The 14,985-nt window shown below is 49.9% G+C and carries 17 protein-coding genes, 2 tRNA genes and 1 pseudogene; 10 read left to right on the top strand and 10 right to left on the bottom strand.

The features are described from left to right. Window positions 1–14: 14 nt before the first annotated feature. Window positions 15–203 carry a protein DsrB gene (gene dsrB / locus FHD02_RS19120; RefSeq protein ID WP_170972927.1) on the bottom strand — a complete coding sequence of 63 codons (189 nt, stop codon included), beginning with the start codon at window positions 201–203 and terminating at the stop codon, window positions 15–17. Window positions 204–366: 163 nt separating this feature from the next. Here dsrB and yodD point away from each other — a divergent pair, with 163 nt between their 5' ends. Beyond that, on the top strand, window positions 367–594 hold the full coding sequence (yodD, locus tag FHD02_RS19115; RefSeq protein ID WP_042307665.1) for a YodD family peroxide/acid resistance protein: 228 nt from the start codon (window positions 367–369) through the stop codon (window positions 592–594). Window positions 595–798: 204 nt separating this feature from the next. On the opposite strand, the gene FHD02_RS19110 is transcribed toward yodD, so the two are convergent. Together FHD02_RS19110 and FHD02_RS19105 are read right to left on the bottom strand one after the other, a co-directional pair. Further along, a complete protein-coding gene (locus FHD02_RS19110) occupies window positions 799–981 on the bottom strand; it encodes a YodC family protein (RefSeq protein WP_042307663.1) in 183 nt (60 codons plus the stop codon). A gap of 77 nt (window positions 982–1,058) precedes the next feature. After that, on the bottom strand, window positions 1,059–1,973 hold the full coding sequence (locus tag FHD02_RS19105) for a DUF808 domain-containing protein (protein ID WP_170972928.1): 915 nt from the start codon (window positions 1,971–1,973) through the stop codon (window positions 1,059–1,061). 175 nt (window positions 1,974–2,148) lie between these two features. Here FHD02_RS19105 and yedA point away from each other — a divergent pair, with 175 nt between their 5' ends. Further along, the gene (gene yedA, locus FHD02_RS19100) at window positions 2,149–3,069 is read left to right on the top strand and encodes a drug/metabolite exporter YedA (RefSeq protein ID WP_137360886.1); all 921 of its coding nucleotides are present in this window, start codon (window positions 2,149–2,151) and stop codon (window positions 3,067–3,069) included. Here the strand turns inward: yedA and FHD02_RS19095 are convergent. The 3 genes from FHD02_RS19095 to FHD02_RS19085 form a co-directional block, all read right to left on the bottom strand. After that, a complete protein-coding gene (locus tag FHD02_RS19095) occupies window positions 3,061–3,528 on the bottom strand; it encodes a very short patch repair endonuclease (RefSeq protein WP_061382611.1) in 468 nt (155 codons plus the stop codon). The genes yedA and FHD02_RS19095 overlap by 9 nt on opposite strands. Beyond that, window positions 3,509–4,939, bottom strand: a complete 1,431-nt coding sequence (locus FHD02_RS19090) for a DNA cytosine methyltransferase (protein ID WP_137360885.1) — start codon at window positions 4,937–4,939, stop codon at window positions 3,509–3,511. The genes FHD02_RS19095 and FHD02_RS19090 overlap by 20 nt, the downstream gene beginning before the upstream one ends. Before the next feature lie 76 nt (window positions 4,940–5,015). Beyond that, complete coding sequence (locus tag FHD02_RS19085) at window positions 5,016–5,708, bottom strand: phosphohydrolase (RefSeq protein WP_137360884.1); 693 nt, start codon at window positions 5,706–5,708, stop codon at window positions 5,016–5,018. Between the two features lie 440 nt (window positions 5,709–6,148). Here FHD02_RS19085 and ompC point away from each other — a divergent pair, with 440 nt between their 5' ends. Then, a complete protein-coding gene (gene ompC, locus FHD02_RS19080) occupies window positions 6,149–7,324 on the top strand; it encodes a porin OmpC (RefSeq protein WP_137360883.1) in 1,176 nt (391 codons plus the stop codon). Window positions 7,325–7,429: 105 nt separating this feature from the next. Here the strand turns inward: ompC and FHD02_RS19075 are convergent, their stop codons facing one another. Continuing rightward, window positions 7,430–7,762 (bottom strand): EmrE family multidrug efflux SMR transporter, encoded by a 333-nt coding sequence (locus FHD02_RS19075; protein ID WP_064507035.1) that lies wholly within the window; start codon window positions 7,760–7,762, stop codon window positions 7,430–7,432. A gap of 79 nt (window positions 7,763–7,841) precedes the next feature. Beyond that, the gene (locus FHD02_RS19070; protein WP_137360882.1) at window positions 7,842–8,201 is read right to left on the bottom strand and encodes a hypothetical protein; all 360 of its coding nucleotides are present in this window, start codon (window positions 8,199–8,201) and stop codon (window positions 7,842–7,844) included. Between the two features lie 283 nt (window positions 8,202–8,484). Between FHD02_RS19070 and FHD02_RS19065 the strand changes: the two genes are divergently transcribed. Both FHD02_RS19065 and FHD02_RS19060 read left to right on the top strand, forming a co-directional pair. Further along, a complete protein-coding gene (locus tag FHD02_RS19065) occupies window positions 8,485–8,871 on the top strand; it encodes a VOC family protein (RefSeq protein WP_079223651.1) in 387 nt (128 codons plus the stop codon). 12 nt (window positions 8,872–8,883) lie between these two features. Next, a pseudogene (locus tag FHD02_RS19060) lies at window positions 8,884–9,122 on the top strand (hypothetical protein); the annotation flags it as partial. Between the two features lie 27 nt (window positions 9,123–9,149). Here FHD02_RS19060 and FHD02_RS19055 read toward each other — a convergent pair. Next, a tRNA-Ser gene (locus FHD02_RS19055) sits at window positions 9,150–9,239 on the bottom strand. A gap of 93 nt (window positions 9,240–9,332) precedes the next feature. On the opposite strand from FHD02_RS19055, the gene mtfA reads away from it, so the two are divergent. The 5 genes from mtfA to FHD02_RS19030 all read left to right on the top strand — a co-directional run bounded on the left by mtfA (window position 9,333) and on the right by FHD02_RS19030 (window position 13,958). Further along, entirely contained in the window at window positions 9,333–10,130 is a 798-nt protein-coding gene (gene mtfA, locus FHD02_RS19050) for a DgsA anti-repressor MtfA (protein WP_137360881.1), read from the top strand. Window positions 10,131–10,229: 99 nt separating this feature from the next. Then, window positions 10,230–10,305: transfer RNA gene (locus tag FHD02_RS19045), tRNA-Asn, on the top strand. 249 nt (window positions 10,306–10,554) lie between these two features. Then, complete coding sequence (locus FHD02_RS19040) at window positions 10,555–11,592, top strand: extracellular solute-binding protein (RefSeq protein WP_137371256.1); 1,038 nt, start codon at window positions 10,555–10,557, stop codon at window positions 11,590–11,592. Further along, complete coding sequence (locus tag FHD02_RS19035) at window positions 11,576–13,264, top strand: iron ABC transporter permease (RefSeq protein WP_042307632.1); 1,689 nt, start codon at window positions 11,576–11,578, stop codon at window positions 13,262–13,264. The genes FHD02_RS19040 and FHD02_RS19035 overlap by 17 nt, the downstream gene beginning before the upstream one ends. 10 nt (window positions 13,265–13,274) lie before the next feature. Further along, window positions 13,275–13,958: an ABC transporter ATP-binding protein gene (locus tag FHD02_RS19030; RefSeq protein ID WP_079223639.1), complete on the top strand. Its 684-nt coding sequence runs from the start codon at window positions 13,275–13,277 to the stop codon at window positions 13,956–13,958. Between the two features lie 24 nt (window positions 13,959–13,982). Here the strand turns inward: FHD02_RS19030 and ldtA are convergent, their stop codons facing one another. After that, window positions 13,983–14,912 carry a L,D-transpeptidase gene (ldtA, locus tag FHD02_RS19025; RefSeq protein WP_137360879.1) on the bottom strand — a complete coding sequence of 310 codons (930 nt, stop codon included), beginning with the start codon at window positions 14,910–14,912 and terminating at the stop codon, window positions 13,983–13,985. Between the last annotated feature and the right edge of the window lie 73 nt (window positions 14,913–14,985).

Genomic DNA, 14,985 nt, shown 5'->3' with positions numbered 1-14,985 from the left:
CAGAAGAACTCACCTCACTCTATTTTTTCCACAAAGATACCATCCTGATGACCTGATTCATTAAAGAACCAGATACCGAGCGGGTAGTCTTCCAGCGAAACCAGGTACATGGTGCCTTCACTAAACTCTTCGATTGCCAGTACCACGCCCGGCCGACGTGAGCCGCCGTCCGTTTTGACTGTAACCCGATCATTCACCTTCATCGTTTTCCTCCTGTGGCTTTGTGCCAGTGTAGAACAAATTCCTTTATGTGGCAGCGTCCGGCGCATGCGATTGCGGGTTTTCTCGACGGTCTATACTTAAGTGGTGCGCATCTGAGGTTTTGATGCGCTCCCCCGGTATCCTTAACGGTTGAGAGGTATGAGGATGAAAACCGCGAAAGAGTACAGCGATACGGCCAAACGTGAAGTGAGCGTCGATGTAGACGCTCTGCTGAAGGCAATCAACGAAATCTGCGAGAGTGAAATTCATCGCAGTCAGGACGATCCGGAACGCGTCAGCATCGACGGGCGTGATTTCCATACATGGCATGAACTGGCCGACGCGTTCGAGCTTGATATCCATGATTTTAGCGTGTCGGAAATCAATCGCTGACTGAGGGCGAAAAAATCCCGGCCCTCATCGGGCCGGGATCAAGCTTGCTTATGCAAGAAGCACTTGAAAATTCGTTACACCAGGAAATCTGATGTGAAACAAACCTTATCTGCAATTTTTTTGCCTGACAAGTAAATAATTCTCACCAAAATGATAAATATAACTAATGGTTGAGAGCTCGCCGGGTTACGATCATGCTCAATGTCAGGCGTCCTGGCAGAGCGATCTTTGCTCGCCGGGCACCAGTTCATCTTCACGGAATGCTTCCCGTTTAACGCCAAAGCCGTCGTACCAGCGACACTCCACCATTCCGCTGGCATACCCGGTAACGATCATGCGTGGGCCACCCTCTTTCGAGGTGACTTCCTCACTGACAGAAAAGACCATACCTGCCTCCTGTATCAAGAGAAACCTTTACACCTTAGACGACAAAGAGGCTTTTTGCGTAATTAATCCGACGACAATTAGTGCGAAACTCCGCGCAGTCTGGCAACGGTTTTTACCAGCAGAACGACTATTCCACCAATGATAAAGCCGAGCACCAGATTAAGCAGGGTTGGAAGCATTAGCGCAATCAATGAGCTTTGCTGCTGGGCAAAATGTTCTATCGCATGATGCAGCGGTGATATTCCATGTACAACAATCCCGCCCCCCACTAAAAACATCGCCAGCGTGCCAACCACCGAAAGTGTTTTCATCAGCCAGGGAGCAACAACCAGCAGTCCTTTACCCAGAGTTTGAGCAAGCATGCTGCGCTTTTCTGCCAGCCAGTAGCCGATATCATCAAGCTTAACGATAATCCCCACCAGGCCATACACGCCCACGGTCACCACTAACGCGATGCCTGATAACACCAGCACCTGATTCAACAACGGCGCATCCGCCACAATGCCGAGGGTGATGGCGACAATCTCAGCAGATAAAATGAAGTCGGTACGTATCGCTCCTTTGATTTTATCTTTCTCAAAGGTCAGTGGATCCTGCGCCGCCAGAGATGCCAGACGCTGCTGGCGTTCTTCCGGGGTCTCTTTGTGTTTACGCGCTTCCAGGGTGTGAAGAACTTTTTCCACCCCTTCAAAACAGAGAAACGCCCCGCCTACCATTAATAAGGGGGTGATCGCCCAGGGAATGAAGGCGCTAATCAATAGCGCCAACGGCACAAGAATAACTTTGTTAACAAACGACCCTTTAGCCACGCTCCAGACCACCGGGAGTTCGCGGTTTGCCCGCACGCCCGACACCTGTTGCGCGTTAAGCGATAAGTCATCTCCCAAGACGCCCGCGGTTTTTTTCGCGGCCAGTTTTCCCATGACCGAGATATCGTCCAATAAGGTTGCGATATCATCGAGTAAGGTCAGTAAGCTACTTCCTGCCAAAATGTTAACCCTCAATATTATTTTTTTGCAGTATTAAGTATGAAGTAAAACACGCCATGCGGAAACTGGCCTTTCTGGTCAACAAATATTTAACAATGGCATGCAATTATAAATCTCGCCAGCACGATAGTTTTGACGTTTACTATGTTGCACCTTTTTATTTCTACCGTGAGGGATTATGCGTTTCAGGCAATTGCTACCGCTTTTCAGTGCGCTTTTCGCGCTGTACATCATTTGGGGTTCCACCTACTTCGTTATTCGCATTGGCGTTGAAAGCTGGCCGCCGTTGATGATGGCTGGCGTGCGTTTTCTCTCCGCGGGCATTTTGTTAACCGCATTCTTACTAATTCGCGGGCATAAACTGCCGCCTCTGCGCCAGCTCCTGAACGCAGCGTTAATTGGTATCCTGCTGCTGGCTGTGGGTAATGGGCTGGTCACCGTCGCAGAGCATCAAAATGTGCCTTCTGGTATCGCCGCCGTGGTGGTTGCTACCGTTCCGCTGTTTACGCTGTGCTTTAGCCACTTTTTTGGTATTAAAACGCGTAAGCTGGAGTGGATGGGAATAGCCATTGGGTTGGCAGGTATCATCATGCTGAACAGCGGCGGTAATTTAAGCGGTAATCCTTGGGGTGCTGTTTTAATCCTGATAGGTTCGATGAGTTGGGCGTTTGGCTCGGTGTACGGCTCACGCATAACGTTACCCGTTGGCATGATGGCCGGAGCCATTGAAATGTTAGCCGCCGGAGTCGTGCTGATGTGCGCTTCACTGATCTCCGGGGAAAAACTGACCACTATGCCGACATTTTCAGGATTTATGGCGGTGGCGTACCTGGCCCTGTTTGGCTCTATTATTGCCATTAACGCGTATATGTACCTGATCCGCAACGTCAGTCCGGCGCTCGCCACCAGCTATGCCTACGTTAATCCAGTTGTCGCCGTGCTGCTAGGTACCGGTCTGGGAGGAGAAAGTCTGGCGCTCATCGAATGGCTGGCGCTCGGCGTGATCGTATTTGCGGTAGTATTGGTCACCCTGGGTAAATACTTATTCCCCATGAAAGCGGATGCCGTTGCGACCCCGTCGGAAAAGACGTTACAGTAAATGAATACCGAGAGTGTCGATCTGCGCGCTGGCGCCACCGCCGCAGATCCACTCGATAACACGTTCAGATAACGCGTCATCGCCGAGTTTTTCGCGCCCACGCAGGGCGCATTCCCAGACAATCAGTATACGCCAGCCCAGCGCCTGCAACATTTCACAGTCCCGCACGTCACGCTGGACATTTTTGCCAATTTTTTCCAGCCAGAATTCCGTCCGTGTTGCGGGGACTTTAAACAAGTAGCAGTTGTGATGATGCCAGAAACAGCCATGGGTAAAGATCACACAACGGTAATCATCGACCACGAAATCGGGGCGACCAGGTAACGTCGCATCCTGCACGCGAAACGTTACGCCCTGCTCTGTCAGTACGCTGGCAAGGCGTTTTTCAATGGCAGTATCACGGGTGGCTATCGCCCGCATATTTTTACTACGCGTTGCTTTATCGTGAACGTCTGCCATGCAGGTTCTCTTTCTCGCGAATAGCAACCGCCTGTTTGATTTTCGGCTCCAGCAGTCTGGCAACCGCCGCGAATGCCGGAACGACCACCGAATTACCAAACTGGCGATAAGCCTGAGTATCCGACACCGGGATCCTGAACTGATAGCCCTGCGGTGATTCAAATCCCATCAGACGCGCACACTCCCGTGGCGTAAGCCGGCGCGGACGGTGCTGCTGGTTCAACGGATCGTCAAAATTCTTTTCACCCAGCGCCATATCCCAGCCGCGGTCGATAAGGATCTCGGCACCATCTTTATAATAGCGTGCCGATAATGTGCGGGTTACGCTATCGGGATTATCGGGGTATACCATGCCATAGCCAAACCCATTGCCCCGCGCCTGGTGCTTTTTCGCATAGCGATAGAGATATTTCCACAACACCGGCGTCAGCACATATTTCGCCTCGACGGTCGGCTCAAGCAACTCCGCCAGCGTCGTACGCCGCTGCGGATAGCGAGTGACAATATTGCGCAGCGTGAAGTCTGATTTCAATTGCAGATCGCGTCGAAATCCGACGAGCACAATACGTTCGCGATGCTGCGGCAAAAAATGTTGTCCATCGATAATTTTCGGATCGTCAGGTCCATTATCCGCCGCATCCGCGACGTCATAACCTAGTTCATCCAGCGTCTGCATAATGATACGAAACGTTTTACCCTGGTCATGACTTTTCAGGTTTTTAACGTTTTCGAGCACAAATATGGCTGGTCGACGCGCGTCGATAATGCGCACCACGTCAAAAAAGAGTGTGCCTTGTGTATCGCAGGCGAAGCCGTGGGCTCGCCCTAACGCATTTTTCTTTGATACCCCAGCCAGGGAGAAGGGCTGACAAGGAAATCCCGCCAGCAGCACATCATGTTCTGGAATGTGCTGACGAATATGTTCCGCCGCCTGCTGGTCGCTCACCCCATCATGATGACTCAGCGTGACATCGCGAATATCTTCATTAAAGTGATGCTGGAGTGGATCGCAATAATTGTTCGCTTTGTAGGTACGCACCGCATGCTTGTTCCATTCGCTGGTAAACACGCACTGCCCACCAATCGCCTCAAAGCCGCGACGAATCCCGCCAATGCCGGCAAACAGATCGATAAATCGAAAGGCATAATGCGGATGATGCGCAGGTGGCGTCGGCAGCAAGGAATTCAGATGAGTAAGCTCATTGTCGCTGAGGCGATGCCATGTTTCGTTCGCCATCACTCGCTTAAAGATGGCCGGACTCCAGCGGTTCTCGCCAACACCATTCAGATGAGCAACCAGGGTTTTCACGTCATATATTTCAAGCAACTTAGCCAAAATCACCTGCGCGGCGGCCTTGTTATCATCTGTCATCGGGTTCATGGAGCCTGCTACTGAAAAATTATCCTGCATACTTTTAACCGGCCGAAATGGATAACCGACAGATTAACATAAAATCGCGCGGTTGACGTTGCGGCTGTACTGGCGGCTAACCTGCTTTAAAGGGTTGAATCGCGTCAAGATCCAGCATTTCATACTCCCCTTTTAACTCCGCACTCAGCTTCGCCATGTACGTCAGTAAGAAGTCAGCATTATGCTGCGCTAAATGTCGACCTTGTTCAGTTTGCATTGTCATCGGCAGCGTCAATAATTTAGTCTGAAAGTGATCGAGCGCGTACTGTTTATCGTCAAGACCACGCTGACGGGCAAACGGATCTTCGGCATCAAATAGCGCCACGCCTAACGCACCAGACACGGCAAACACGCGCGCTAACCCAATGGCACCCAACGCCTCAAGCCTGTCAGCATCCTGCACGATTTTAGCTTCAATGGTTTCCGGTGCGATCTTCGCGCTGAAACTGTGCGCCTCAATGGCATGGCACACGGCCGGTATACTGTGTTGCGGAAAATCTGGGAAGTCGCGCCTCAACATGCGACGTGTTTCCTGCGCCGCCAATACTGACGAGCGATGACGATCCGGATGGTTTTTCGGTAAGCTAACAAGATCATGGAAGTAGCACGCCGTCAGCACCACCAACCAGTCTACGCTCGCATCTGGACTTAGCTTTTGCGAGGTCTTCCACACGCGACGAAAATGAGAGATATCATGGGCAGCATCCTGTCCGGAGTGGTTATCACGTAGCCAGGCTTCAAATTTTGACTGCCAGTCCTGTAGTTCCATACGGTCTCTCTTTGCAGAAAGAAAACCACCTTAACAACAATTTCCATTTCAGACTACTGCCAGCGCTGCGATTTATATCTATATATTATTATTTTTACACTTGTATAACCCCAAGAAATTTATAAGCTTGTGGCCAGAATATTTCCCGATGGTCACCCGCAATTGAGCAACAAATAATCAGCAGTAATAAAATAAACAATGCAAATAGAAAATTAAAAATCATAAGTTATTGATAAATACTAATTTATAAAATTAATAGCTTTATCTAAAACATACACACATAGTTATAAAAAGACAAAATTGAAACAATTTGAAATATTTTAAATATATTTGTTACATGTTATATTTTAAATTAAATGAACTTCATAGATAGTATTTCAATGTAGTCTTTCGGATAGTACTACATATTCATATTAATTATTATCATAAGGGAATACATAATGAAAAGAAAAGTACTGGCACTTCTCCTCCCTGCTTTATTAGCTGCAGGCGCAGCGAATGCCGCTGAAATTTATAATAAGAACGGCAATAAACTGGATCTGTACGGCAAAGTCGATGGTCTGCATTATTTCTCTGACGATGCGGGTAGCGACGGCGATCAGACCTATGTACGTGTGGGCTTTAAAGGCGAAACCCAGATCAACGACATGCTGACTGGCTATGGTCAGTGGGAATATAACGTCCAGGCCAACGGCACCGAAGGTGAGGGTGCAGATTCATGGACCCGCCTGGCTTTCGCTGGCTTAGGTTTTGGTCAGAACGGTACCTTTGACTACGGTCGTAACTATGGCGTTGTCTACGACGTAGAAGCCTGGACCGATATGCTGCCGGAATTCGGCGGCGATACCTACACCCAGACCGACGTGTATATGACCGGTCGTACCAACGGCGTTGCCACCTACCGTAATAAAGGTTTCTTCGGTGAGGTTGATGGTCTGAACTTCGCTCTGCAGTACCAGGGCAATAACGAAGATGGTGGTTCAGGCGAAGGTACTGGTAATGGTGATGGACGTAGACTGTCTCGTGAAAATGGCGACGGTTTCGGTATGTCTACCTCCTATGACTTCGACTTCGGTTTAAGCCTCGGTGCGGCATACTCCAGCTCTGACCGTACTAATAATCAGGTTGCTAAAGGTCGCAACGATCATAGCTACGCCAATAAATACGCAGGCGGTGAAACTGCGGATGCCTGGACCGTTGGTGCAAAATATGACGCTAACAACGTGTACCTGGCAGCCATGTATGCTGAAACACGCAATATGACCGCATATGGTAAAGGGGATGGAGTTGAAGGCGGTATTGCTAACAAAACGCAAAACTTCGAAGTTGTTGCACAATACCAGTTTGACTTTGGTTTGCGCCCGTCCGTTGCATTCCTGCAGTCTAAAGGCGTTGATTTAGGCGGCTGGGATCACCATAGCAATGGCACCCCACGCTACACCGACAAAGATCTGGTCAAATATGTTGATGTGGGCATGACCTACTACTTCAACAAAAACATGTCTACCTACGTTGATTACAAAATCAACCTGCTGGACGAAGACGACAGCTTCTATGAAAGCAATGGTATCGCGACTGACGACATCGTTGCCGTTGGTTTAGTCTACCAGTTCTAATTACCCACAAAATACGCAAGCCCGCTTCATTTGAAGCGGGCTTTTTTAGCGCACGGGGATAAGATCTGCTAACAGCGCCAGATATCCGACACTCTTTCAATAGAATTAATGTGGGGAAGACTTTGAAAAAATATTAATAACCAGAACCCCAGCGCAAATCAGGAACATGCCTGCGATCGCCGGGAAATCCAGCTTTTGCCCACTTACTAACCAGCCCAAAAGGCTGATTAATACGATTCCAGCACCTGACCAAATTGCATACGCAATGCCCGTTGGAATGGTCGACAGCGTCTGAGAGAGAAGATAAAAAGCAGTGCAGTAACACACAATGGTTGCTACAGATGGCCATAGGCGTGTAAATCCGTCAGAGAACTTCATCAGGGTTGTACCTATTACTTCAGCTATAATGGCCCCGGCAAGGAAAATGTATGAATTCAAAATCTGGCCCCATGTGACGATCTAAGACAATCATCGTATCACAAAGGGTTAGGTGAGTTTGAACACAGCCAAAACTACTTTAGCTCAGTACAAAAAGGCCGTCTGAAGCGCCGCGAGGCGTGCCATGCGCAGACGTTGTGGTTAATTTTAACGTCACCATAGAATGGACATCGGTCTGTGGTTTGCCAGCTTCGAATGCCCATCTTTCCATTTCCCTGGTAATTTTTTGCTTAGTATCAGCATCAACGACTCCATCAGGAAATCTGATATTTATAACTTTTCCTTTATCATCAATATCATATACAACTTTGAATTTATTGTTTTCATCCACCAACGTTCTTACCTCGGTTTTGCTGATTGTTTCACTTGCATGAGTACTAAAAGCTAAACCAGCAGACAAAGTAGTAATTAAAGCCACACCAAAAATCTTGTTATTCATAGTGTTATCCCCCTCTCAAAAAAATAATGATAAATAGAAATAATTATCATTTCCACGGTTTATTTTACAGCTACACAGGGTGTGGCAATACTGAAGGAGCAGAACTGGCACTGTCAGGGCACAGAGCCAAACCGAATCTGACAGTCCACTCAGTGTCGGCGGCAGACCGTTAGCAAGGTGAAGCATGATATTTCGGAGGCTCTTATGGACAAATGGAAAAGATAATCACATGTAAACTCAGCGCGATTGCAATGTTAAACGGTATTTCCCCTGGAGACCCCGGATGTTTACTCATATGCGTATTGCCAAACCCGTCAACAATCTCGAAAGATCTTTTCTGATGTACAGCCAGGGATTGGGACTACATAAAATTGCTGAATTTAACGATCATGAGGGGTTCAATGGAATAATGTTAGGGCGGGAAGACTTAGACTGGCACATAGAATTCACCTTTTGCCAAAACCATCCCGTTCAACCTTTGCACACTGAAGAAGATTTACTCGTTCTTTATTACCCTGATGCAAATGAATGGTCGCATGTCTGCGAAAGAATGAACGATGCTGGTTTCAGAATGACAGCGTCATTCAATCCCTACTGGGACGTGAACGGAAGGACATTTGTTGACCTCGACGGATATAGGGTGGTTATCCAAAACAAGTCGTGGGCATAACCTCAATAAATATTGCCATGTATCTTTCATGAACTCAAAGCCAGGGGGATATCAGATTACCAAGGCTCGAGAAAGGACAAACAACTATTCTCAGGTCACAAAACTGAATGCAAGTTGTGGTTTATGACAGAAAAGTGAAAATTTTCCCCACACTGGATCTTCCGGTATTGAACAAATCAGAAGATGATGATGGCGAGCTTTATACTAAGCGAATATACCGACACTATACCAAGTGTGACATGAGTCGTTGAAAGGGATTGAGCTAAGTGTTTGAATAGTGGCGGAGAGAGGGGGATTTGAACCCCCGGTGGAGTTGCCCCCACTCCGGTTTTCGAGACCGGTCCATTCAGCCGCTCTGGCATCTCTCCGTTTTGGCGGTTGCCATGATGCCAGGTAATTTGGCATTTTAACAGACCCAGTTCCGTCAATTTCGTTCAAGTGACGAGTTTGCGAGCAAAACGATGATTAAGTGGCCCTGGAAAGAGCAAGAAACAGCCCGAAATGACGACTGGCCGTGGGATAACGCCCTGGCTATTCCGCTTCTGGTGAATCTCACCGAGCAAGAACAAGCCAGACTTATCGCCCTGGCCGAGCGCTTTTTACAGCAAAAAAGATTGGTAGCACTTCAGGGGTTTGAACTGGACCCGCTGAAAAGTGCGCGCATTGCTCTGCTCTTCTGTTTACCTGTTCTGGAATTAGGGTTCGAGTGGCTGGATGGATTTCATGAAGTTCTCATCTACCCTGCCCCATTTGTTGTAGACGACGAATGGGAAGACGAAATTGGTCTGGTGCACAATCAACGTGTCGTTCAGTCCGGGCAGAGCTGGCAGCAAGGTCCGATAATCCTCAACTGGCTTGATATTCAGGATTCCTTTGATGCCTCAGGCTTTAATCTGATCATTCATGAAGTCGCGCACAAGCTGGATATGCGTAATGGCGATCGCGCCAGCGGTATTCCGGCGATTCCTCTGCGAGATATTGCCGGCTGGGAGCACGACCTGCATGCCGCAATGAACAACATTCAGGATGAAATCGATCTGGTAGGGGAAACCGCATGCAGTATAGATGCTTACGCTGCAACCGATCCGGCCGAATGTTTTGCCGTATTATCCGAGTATTTTTTCAGTGCTCCTGAATTATTTGCTCCACGTTTCCCGGCTTTATGGCAGCGTTTCATCCTGTTTTATCGCCAAAATCCAATGCAACGGTTACGAGATAACCCCGAAGATGGCCATTATCGCTCATCAAACGTGCATTAACACTGAATTTGAAGATTAATTAACCAATTGAAATGACGCGCTAATTTTACTGTTGACACCTCAGGGTGAGGTCAGTAATATGCGCCTCGTTCACACGATTCCTCTGTAGTTCAGTCGGTAGAACGGCGGACTGTTAATCCGTATGTCACTGGTTCGAGTCCAGTCAGAGGAGCCAAATTTAAGAAGCCTGCTTAAGGAAACTTGAGCGGGCTTTTTGCTTTTCAGGCTTTCATAAAAGCATTCTGCTTGTTGTACCACCCCTATTCCATGTCTCTTCACACCATTGATTAAAGTTATGTAAATGTAAATCGTTTAAACTTTGCAATTATTGTAACTGCTAGTGATTATCATTTATTGTACGCGAGCCAAAAGAACGAGCCCTGCTCGGTTCACTGTACATTCCAATTACTCTGGGATATAAACGATGAATGCTCTGCCTCGCACCGGACTGCACCGTATCACGCTTGCCTCTGCCCTGGTCTTCGCTGTTAGCCTGCCGGCTTTCGCCCAGGAAACATTAACGCTTTACACTACCCGCGAACCCGGCCTAATCCAGCCTTTACTCGATAGCTGGACAAAAACCAGCGGTATCAATGTAAGTACGGTCTATATCAAGGATGGCATGCTTGAGCGTGTCAAAGCAGAAGGGAAAAATTCACCTGCCGACCTGCTGATGACCGTAGATGCAGGCAATCTCCTCGATTTAGTTGAAGCGGGTGTGACCCAACCGGTAGAGTCAGAAGCGCTGAAAGCCGCCATTCCTGCTAACCTTCGCGGTGCGGATAATCAGTGGTTTGCGCTTTCTATGCGCGCCCGCGTGCTGTATGCCGAGAAGTCACTGCCAATCGATAACTGGCATTACGAACAACTCGCCAGCCCGGAGTATAAAGGAAAAGTCTGTATCCGCTCTGGACAACATCCGTATAACACGGCGCTGATTGCCGCGATGATTGCCCATCACGGAGAAGCTAAAACCGAAGACTGGTTGCGCGGCGTGAAAGCTAACCTGGCCCGTAAAGCTACCGGCGGTGACCGCGATGTTGCCCGCGATATCCTCGGTGGAATTTGTGATATCGGTCTGGCTAACTCCTATTACGTCGGCCATATGAAAAATGCCAAAGAAGGCAGCGATGCTCGTCAATGGGGCGATGCCATCAAAGTCGTAAAACCAACCTTTGAGAATGGTGGTACACACGTCAATATCAGCGGCGCTGCCGTTGCCCGCTATGCGCCAAATAAAGCCGATGCCGTTAAGCTGATGGAGTATCTGGTTTCCGCGCCTGCCCAGCAGCAGTATGCGAAAGCGAACTTCGAATATCCGGTACTGAAAGGCGTAACGCTTGATCCGGTTATCAGCGCCACCATCGGTGAAATTGATGTCGATAAGACACCGTTAACCGAAATCGTGAAATATCGTAAACAAGCTAGCCTGCTGGTAGATAAAGTTGGATTCGATCAATAAACCTTTGCAGTTTCCAGCGTTACGCGGCCTGGTTTCCGGGCCGCAGTCATTATTAACGCCGTTGCATCTTGGCGCGCTGTGCGTGGCGCTTGGCGTCCTGACACCCATCATTGCGCTGATCTGGCAGGCTACCCAGGCCGATTTATCTCACTGGGATAATCTCCTGACGTGGGTGTTGCCTGCCGCGTTAAAAAACACCGTACTGTTGTTAGCGGGGGTCGCCGTGATGGTCGGCGTCATTGGTGTAGGTAGCGCATGGGCGGTGACGGCATGGGATTTTCCTGGCCGCAAAATTCTCAGTTGGGCGCTACTATTGCCGCTGGCGATGCCGACCTACATCGTCGCCTTTGCCTGGCTCGATCTGCTGCATCCGATTGGTCCCCTGCAAACCTTTATTCGTTTCTTACTGGGCTTTGACAGCCCACGACAGTTCCGCCTGCCAGATTTACGCTCTCTTTCTGGTGCAATAATTCTGCTCGGCTTAGTACTTTATCCTTATGTGTACCTGACCACACGCGCCATGTTTATCAGCCAGCCGGCTCATTTGCTGGAAGCCGCACGTACGCTGGGATGCAGCGCGACCGGAACTTTTTTTCGTGTTGCCCTCCCCATGGCACGTCCGGCCCTGGCCGTTGGCATCAGTCTGGCATTGCTGGAAACGCTTAACGACATCGGCGCGTCGGAATTCCTTGGGGTACAGACGTTAACTGTTACCGTGTACACCACGTGGATCTCGCGCTCCGATTTATCTTCAGCTGCGCAAATCGCCAGCATGATGCTGATGTTTATCTTCTTTATTCTGACGCTGGAATTTTATGGCCGCAGAAAACAGGGGTTCAGCAGCCGCAGTCTGCGGGAAATTCAACCCACGCGCGTGCAGGGTTGGCGCGGCTGGCTGCTTGGTACCGTTATTTCGCTGCCGGTTGTGCTGGGTTTTCTGGCCCCGGTGCTGTTTTTAATGTGGGAAAGCGCCAAACGTATCGGCGATGACAACCTCCTTTCACCCTCGTTACTGTCAGCATTACAAAATACGCTCTTGCTCGCGGCGGGAACCACGCTGGTGGTGGTTTGTGTCAGTCTGTTGGTAGCCTGGAGCGCTCGCCATAGCGCTGCAGACAACGCGATGCCGGGGTTTCGCCGTGGCGTGATGCGTCTGGCCTCTTTAGGCTACGCGGTTCCCGGCACAATCCTGGCGATTGGTTTTTTAACGCCCGCCATGGCGGTTGACCGTTGGCTGGCTGACTTGCTGGATGTGCGTGGCCTACCGCTGATGTCAGCCGGGATCCTGCTGGTTATTTGCTGTGCTATGCGTTTCCAGGCGATTGCCATCGGCGCGCTGGATTCCGGTCTGGGACGCATTCCACCTTCGCTGGAGCAGGCTTCCCGGCTGTTGGGCGAGAATGGTGCGGGCACGTTTGCACGGGTTCATTTCCCTTTACTGCGCCCGGCCCTGGTGAGCAGCGCTCTGCTGGTTTTTGCCGACGCGATGAAAGAGCTACCCACAACATTACTTTTGCGTCCGGTTAACTTCGAAACGCTGGCAACATTGCTGTATGCGGAAGCCGCTCGTGGAACTTATGAAGAAGGTGCAATCGCCGCGCTAATGATTGTTTTAGCTGGCACGCTACCGGTTATTTTATTGGTGCGTCACCAAATGACTCGCCGGGGTTAAGAGAGTAACAATGTCAGAAATTGCATTACGCCTCCAGGATGTGCACGTTGCCTATGGCAACAGCCAGCAATCGGTACTGAATGGATTTTCAATGTCGGTACGCAAAGGGGAAATCGCCTGTCTGTTGGGTGCTTCAGGCTGCGGGAAAACCACGGTTCTACGCGCCGTTGCGGGGTTTGAACGACTGCGAAGCGGAGAGATCTATGTGTCCCAGCATCGTGTTGCCGCTCCCGGTGTTCATCTCCCGCCTGAAAAACGCCATGTCGGCATGGTTTTTCAGGAATATGCGCTATTTCCACATCTGACCGCGCACCAAAATGTCGCCTTTGGATTACGCCGCATGCCGCGTGAAGAGCAGCAGACAAGGGTGGCGGAACTGTTAAAAATGGTGGAGTTACATAGCCATGCCAGCCGCTATCCCCATGAACTTTCCGGCGGTCAACAGCAGCGCATCGCCCTTGCGCGTGCGCTGGCACCACATCCGGAAATCCTGTTACTGGATGAACCCTTTTCCAGCCTTGATAAGCGCACACGTGAGCGCCTTGGCAACGAGGTACGGGATATTTTGCGCGCTGCCGGGCAAACGGCACTGCTGGTTACCCACAGCGAGCATGAAGCGCAGCTAATGGCAGACCATATCGGCGTGGTAAAAATGGGCCAGTATCAAATTAAAAAAGCGCCCCATCTTACCTGACGATAAACCTGGGCCGCTTTGATATTAAAAATGCTGCTGAACCTGGCTGATGTTTACTGGCATGCCGGAGCGTCTTTCCAGCGCCTGATTCCCGCGGCTCACGTCCACGCCACTCCCGCTGATAAATGTGCGCAAAGCGGGAGTGATCGGCAAGGGAACCTTTCTGTCAGACTCGTACTCCGAACGATTTCGTGACAGCGGCTCATGCACTTCTACCCAGCGACTGCCGTCTGGCTCCACGCTGTATTTCACCGGTCGGTCAATCAGTTGCACACGCGTTCCTACCGGCACCGTGTCAAACAGGTACTTAATATCGTCATTACGCAAACGGATGCAGCCCTGGCTCACCCGCAGACCAATACCAAAGTTAGCATTAGTGCCGTGAATGGCATAAAGTCTGCCGATATAAATTGCATACAGCCCCATCGGATTATCTGGTCCGGCAGGGACAAACGCCGGTAAGGTTTCCCCACGTGCGGCGTATTCACGGCGGGTATTCGGCGTCGGCGTCCAGCTCGGCGCTTCCTGCTTACGCTCAACCGCGGTCACCCAGTTACGCGGGGTTTCTCTCCCTGCCTGACCAATACCAATGGGTAAAACCTCTACCGTATTGCTGCCCGCGGGATAATAGTAAAGACGCATTTCGGCGACATTGATAACAATGCCTTCACGCACGGTATCCGGCAATATCAGTTGCTGCGGCACCACCAGCGTTGAGCCAGACTTAGGCAGAAAAACATCTACGCCGGGATTAGCCTCGAGCATATTGCTCAATCCCTGCCCGTACTGCGCGGCAAATGCCTCCAGCGGCTGGGTGTTTCCGGGCGGGACCGTTATCGTCAGCGGGGTACCTACCAGACGACTCCCCTCTGGCGGCAGCGGATAACTCACCGCGTGTGCTACCTGACTTGCAAACAGCATGATGAGTGAACAAAGCAGTTTTACACGACGCATCTTTTACCTTTCCGTTGCTGCAGCCGATATCCAGTAATTATAGCTTTTATTATCACTTTTAGTGGGTTACAAC

This window comes from Citrobacter sp. EC_71, from assembly GCF_019584005.1.
Taxonomy (GTDB): domain Bacteria; phylum Pseudomonadota; class Gammaproteobacteria; order Enterobacterales; family Enterobacteriaceae; genus Citrobacter; species Citrobacter werkmanii.
The sequence above is the reverse complement of the archived record's forward strand: the minus strand, read 5'-3'. Positions and strand labels throughout refer to the sequence as shown.

Bases quoted from the DNA above. Each gene is read 5' to 3' on its own strand.
- dsrB (WP_170972927.1), bottom strand. From the start codon at position 203: ATGAAGGTGAATGATCGGGTTACAGTCAAAACGGACGGCGGCTCACGT.
- yodD (WP_042307665.1), top strand. From the start codon at position 367: ATGAAAACCGCGAAAGAGTACAGCGATACGGCCAAACGTGAAGTGAGC.
- FHD02_RS19110 (WP_042307663.1), bottom strand. From the start codon at position 981: ATGGTCTTTTCTGTCAGTGAGGAAGTCACCTCGAAAGAGGGTGGCCCA.
- yedA (WP_137360886.1), top strand. From the start codon at position 2,149: ATGCGTTTCAGGCAATTGCTACCGCTTTTCAGTGCGCTTTTCGCGCTG.
- FHD02_RS19095 (WP_061382611.1), bottom strand. From the start codon at position 3,528: ATGGCAGACGTTCACGATAAAGCAACGCGTAGTAAAAATATGCGGGCG.
- FHD02_RS19090 (WP_137360885.1), bottom strand. From the start codon at position 4,939: ATGCAGGATAATTTTTCAGTAGCAGGCTCCATGAACCCGATGACAGAT.
- FHD02_RS19085 (WP_137360884.1), bottom strand. From the start codon at position 5,708: ATGGAACTACAGGACTGGCAGTCAAAATTTGAAGCCTGGCTACGTGAT.
- ompC (WP_137360883.1), top strand. From the start codon at position 6,149: ATGAAAAGAAAAGTACTGGCACTTCTCCTCCCTGCTTTATTAGCTGCA.
- FHD02_RS19070 (WP_137360882.1), bottom strand. From the start codon at position 8,201: ATGAATAACAAGATTTTTGGTGTGGCTTTAATTACTACTTTGTCTGCT.
- FHD02_RS19065 (WP_079223651.1), top strand. From the start codon at position 8,485: ATGTTTACTCATATGCGTATTGCCAAACCCGTCAACAATCTCGAAAGA.
- mtfA (WP_137360881.1), top strand. From the start codon at position 9,333: ATGATTAAGTGGCCCTGGAAAGAGCAAGAAACAGCCCGAAATGACGAC.
- FHD02_RS19040 (WP_137371256.1), top strand. From the start codon at position 10,555: ATGAATGCTCTGCCTCGCACCGGACTGCACCGTATCACGCTTGCCTCT.
- FHD02_RS19030 (WP_079223639.1), top strand. From the start codon at position 13,275: ATGTCAGAAATTGCATTACGCCTCCAGGATGTGCACGTTGCCTATGGC.
- ldtA (WP_137360879.1), bottom strand. From the start codon at position 14,912: ATGCGTCGTGTAAAACTGCTTTGTTCACTCATCATGCTGTTTGCAAGT.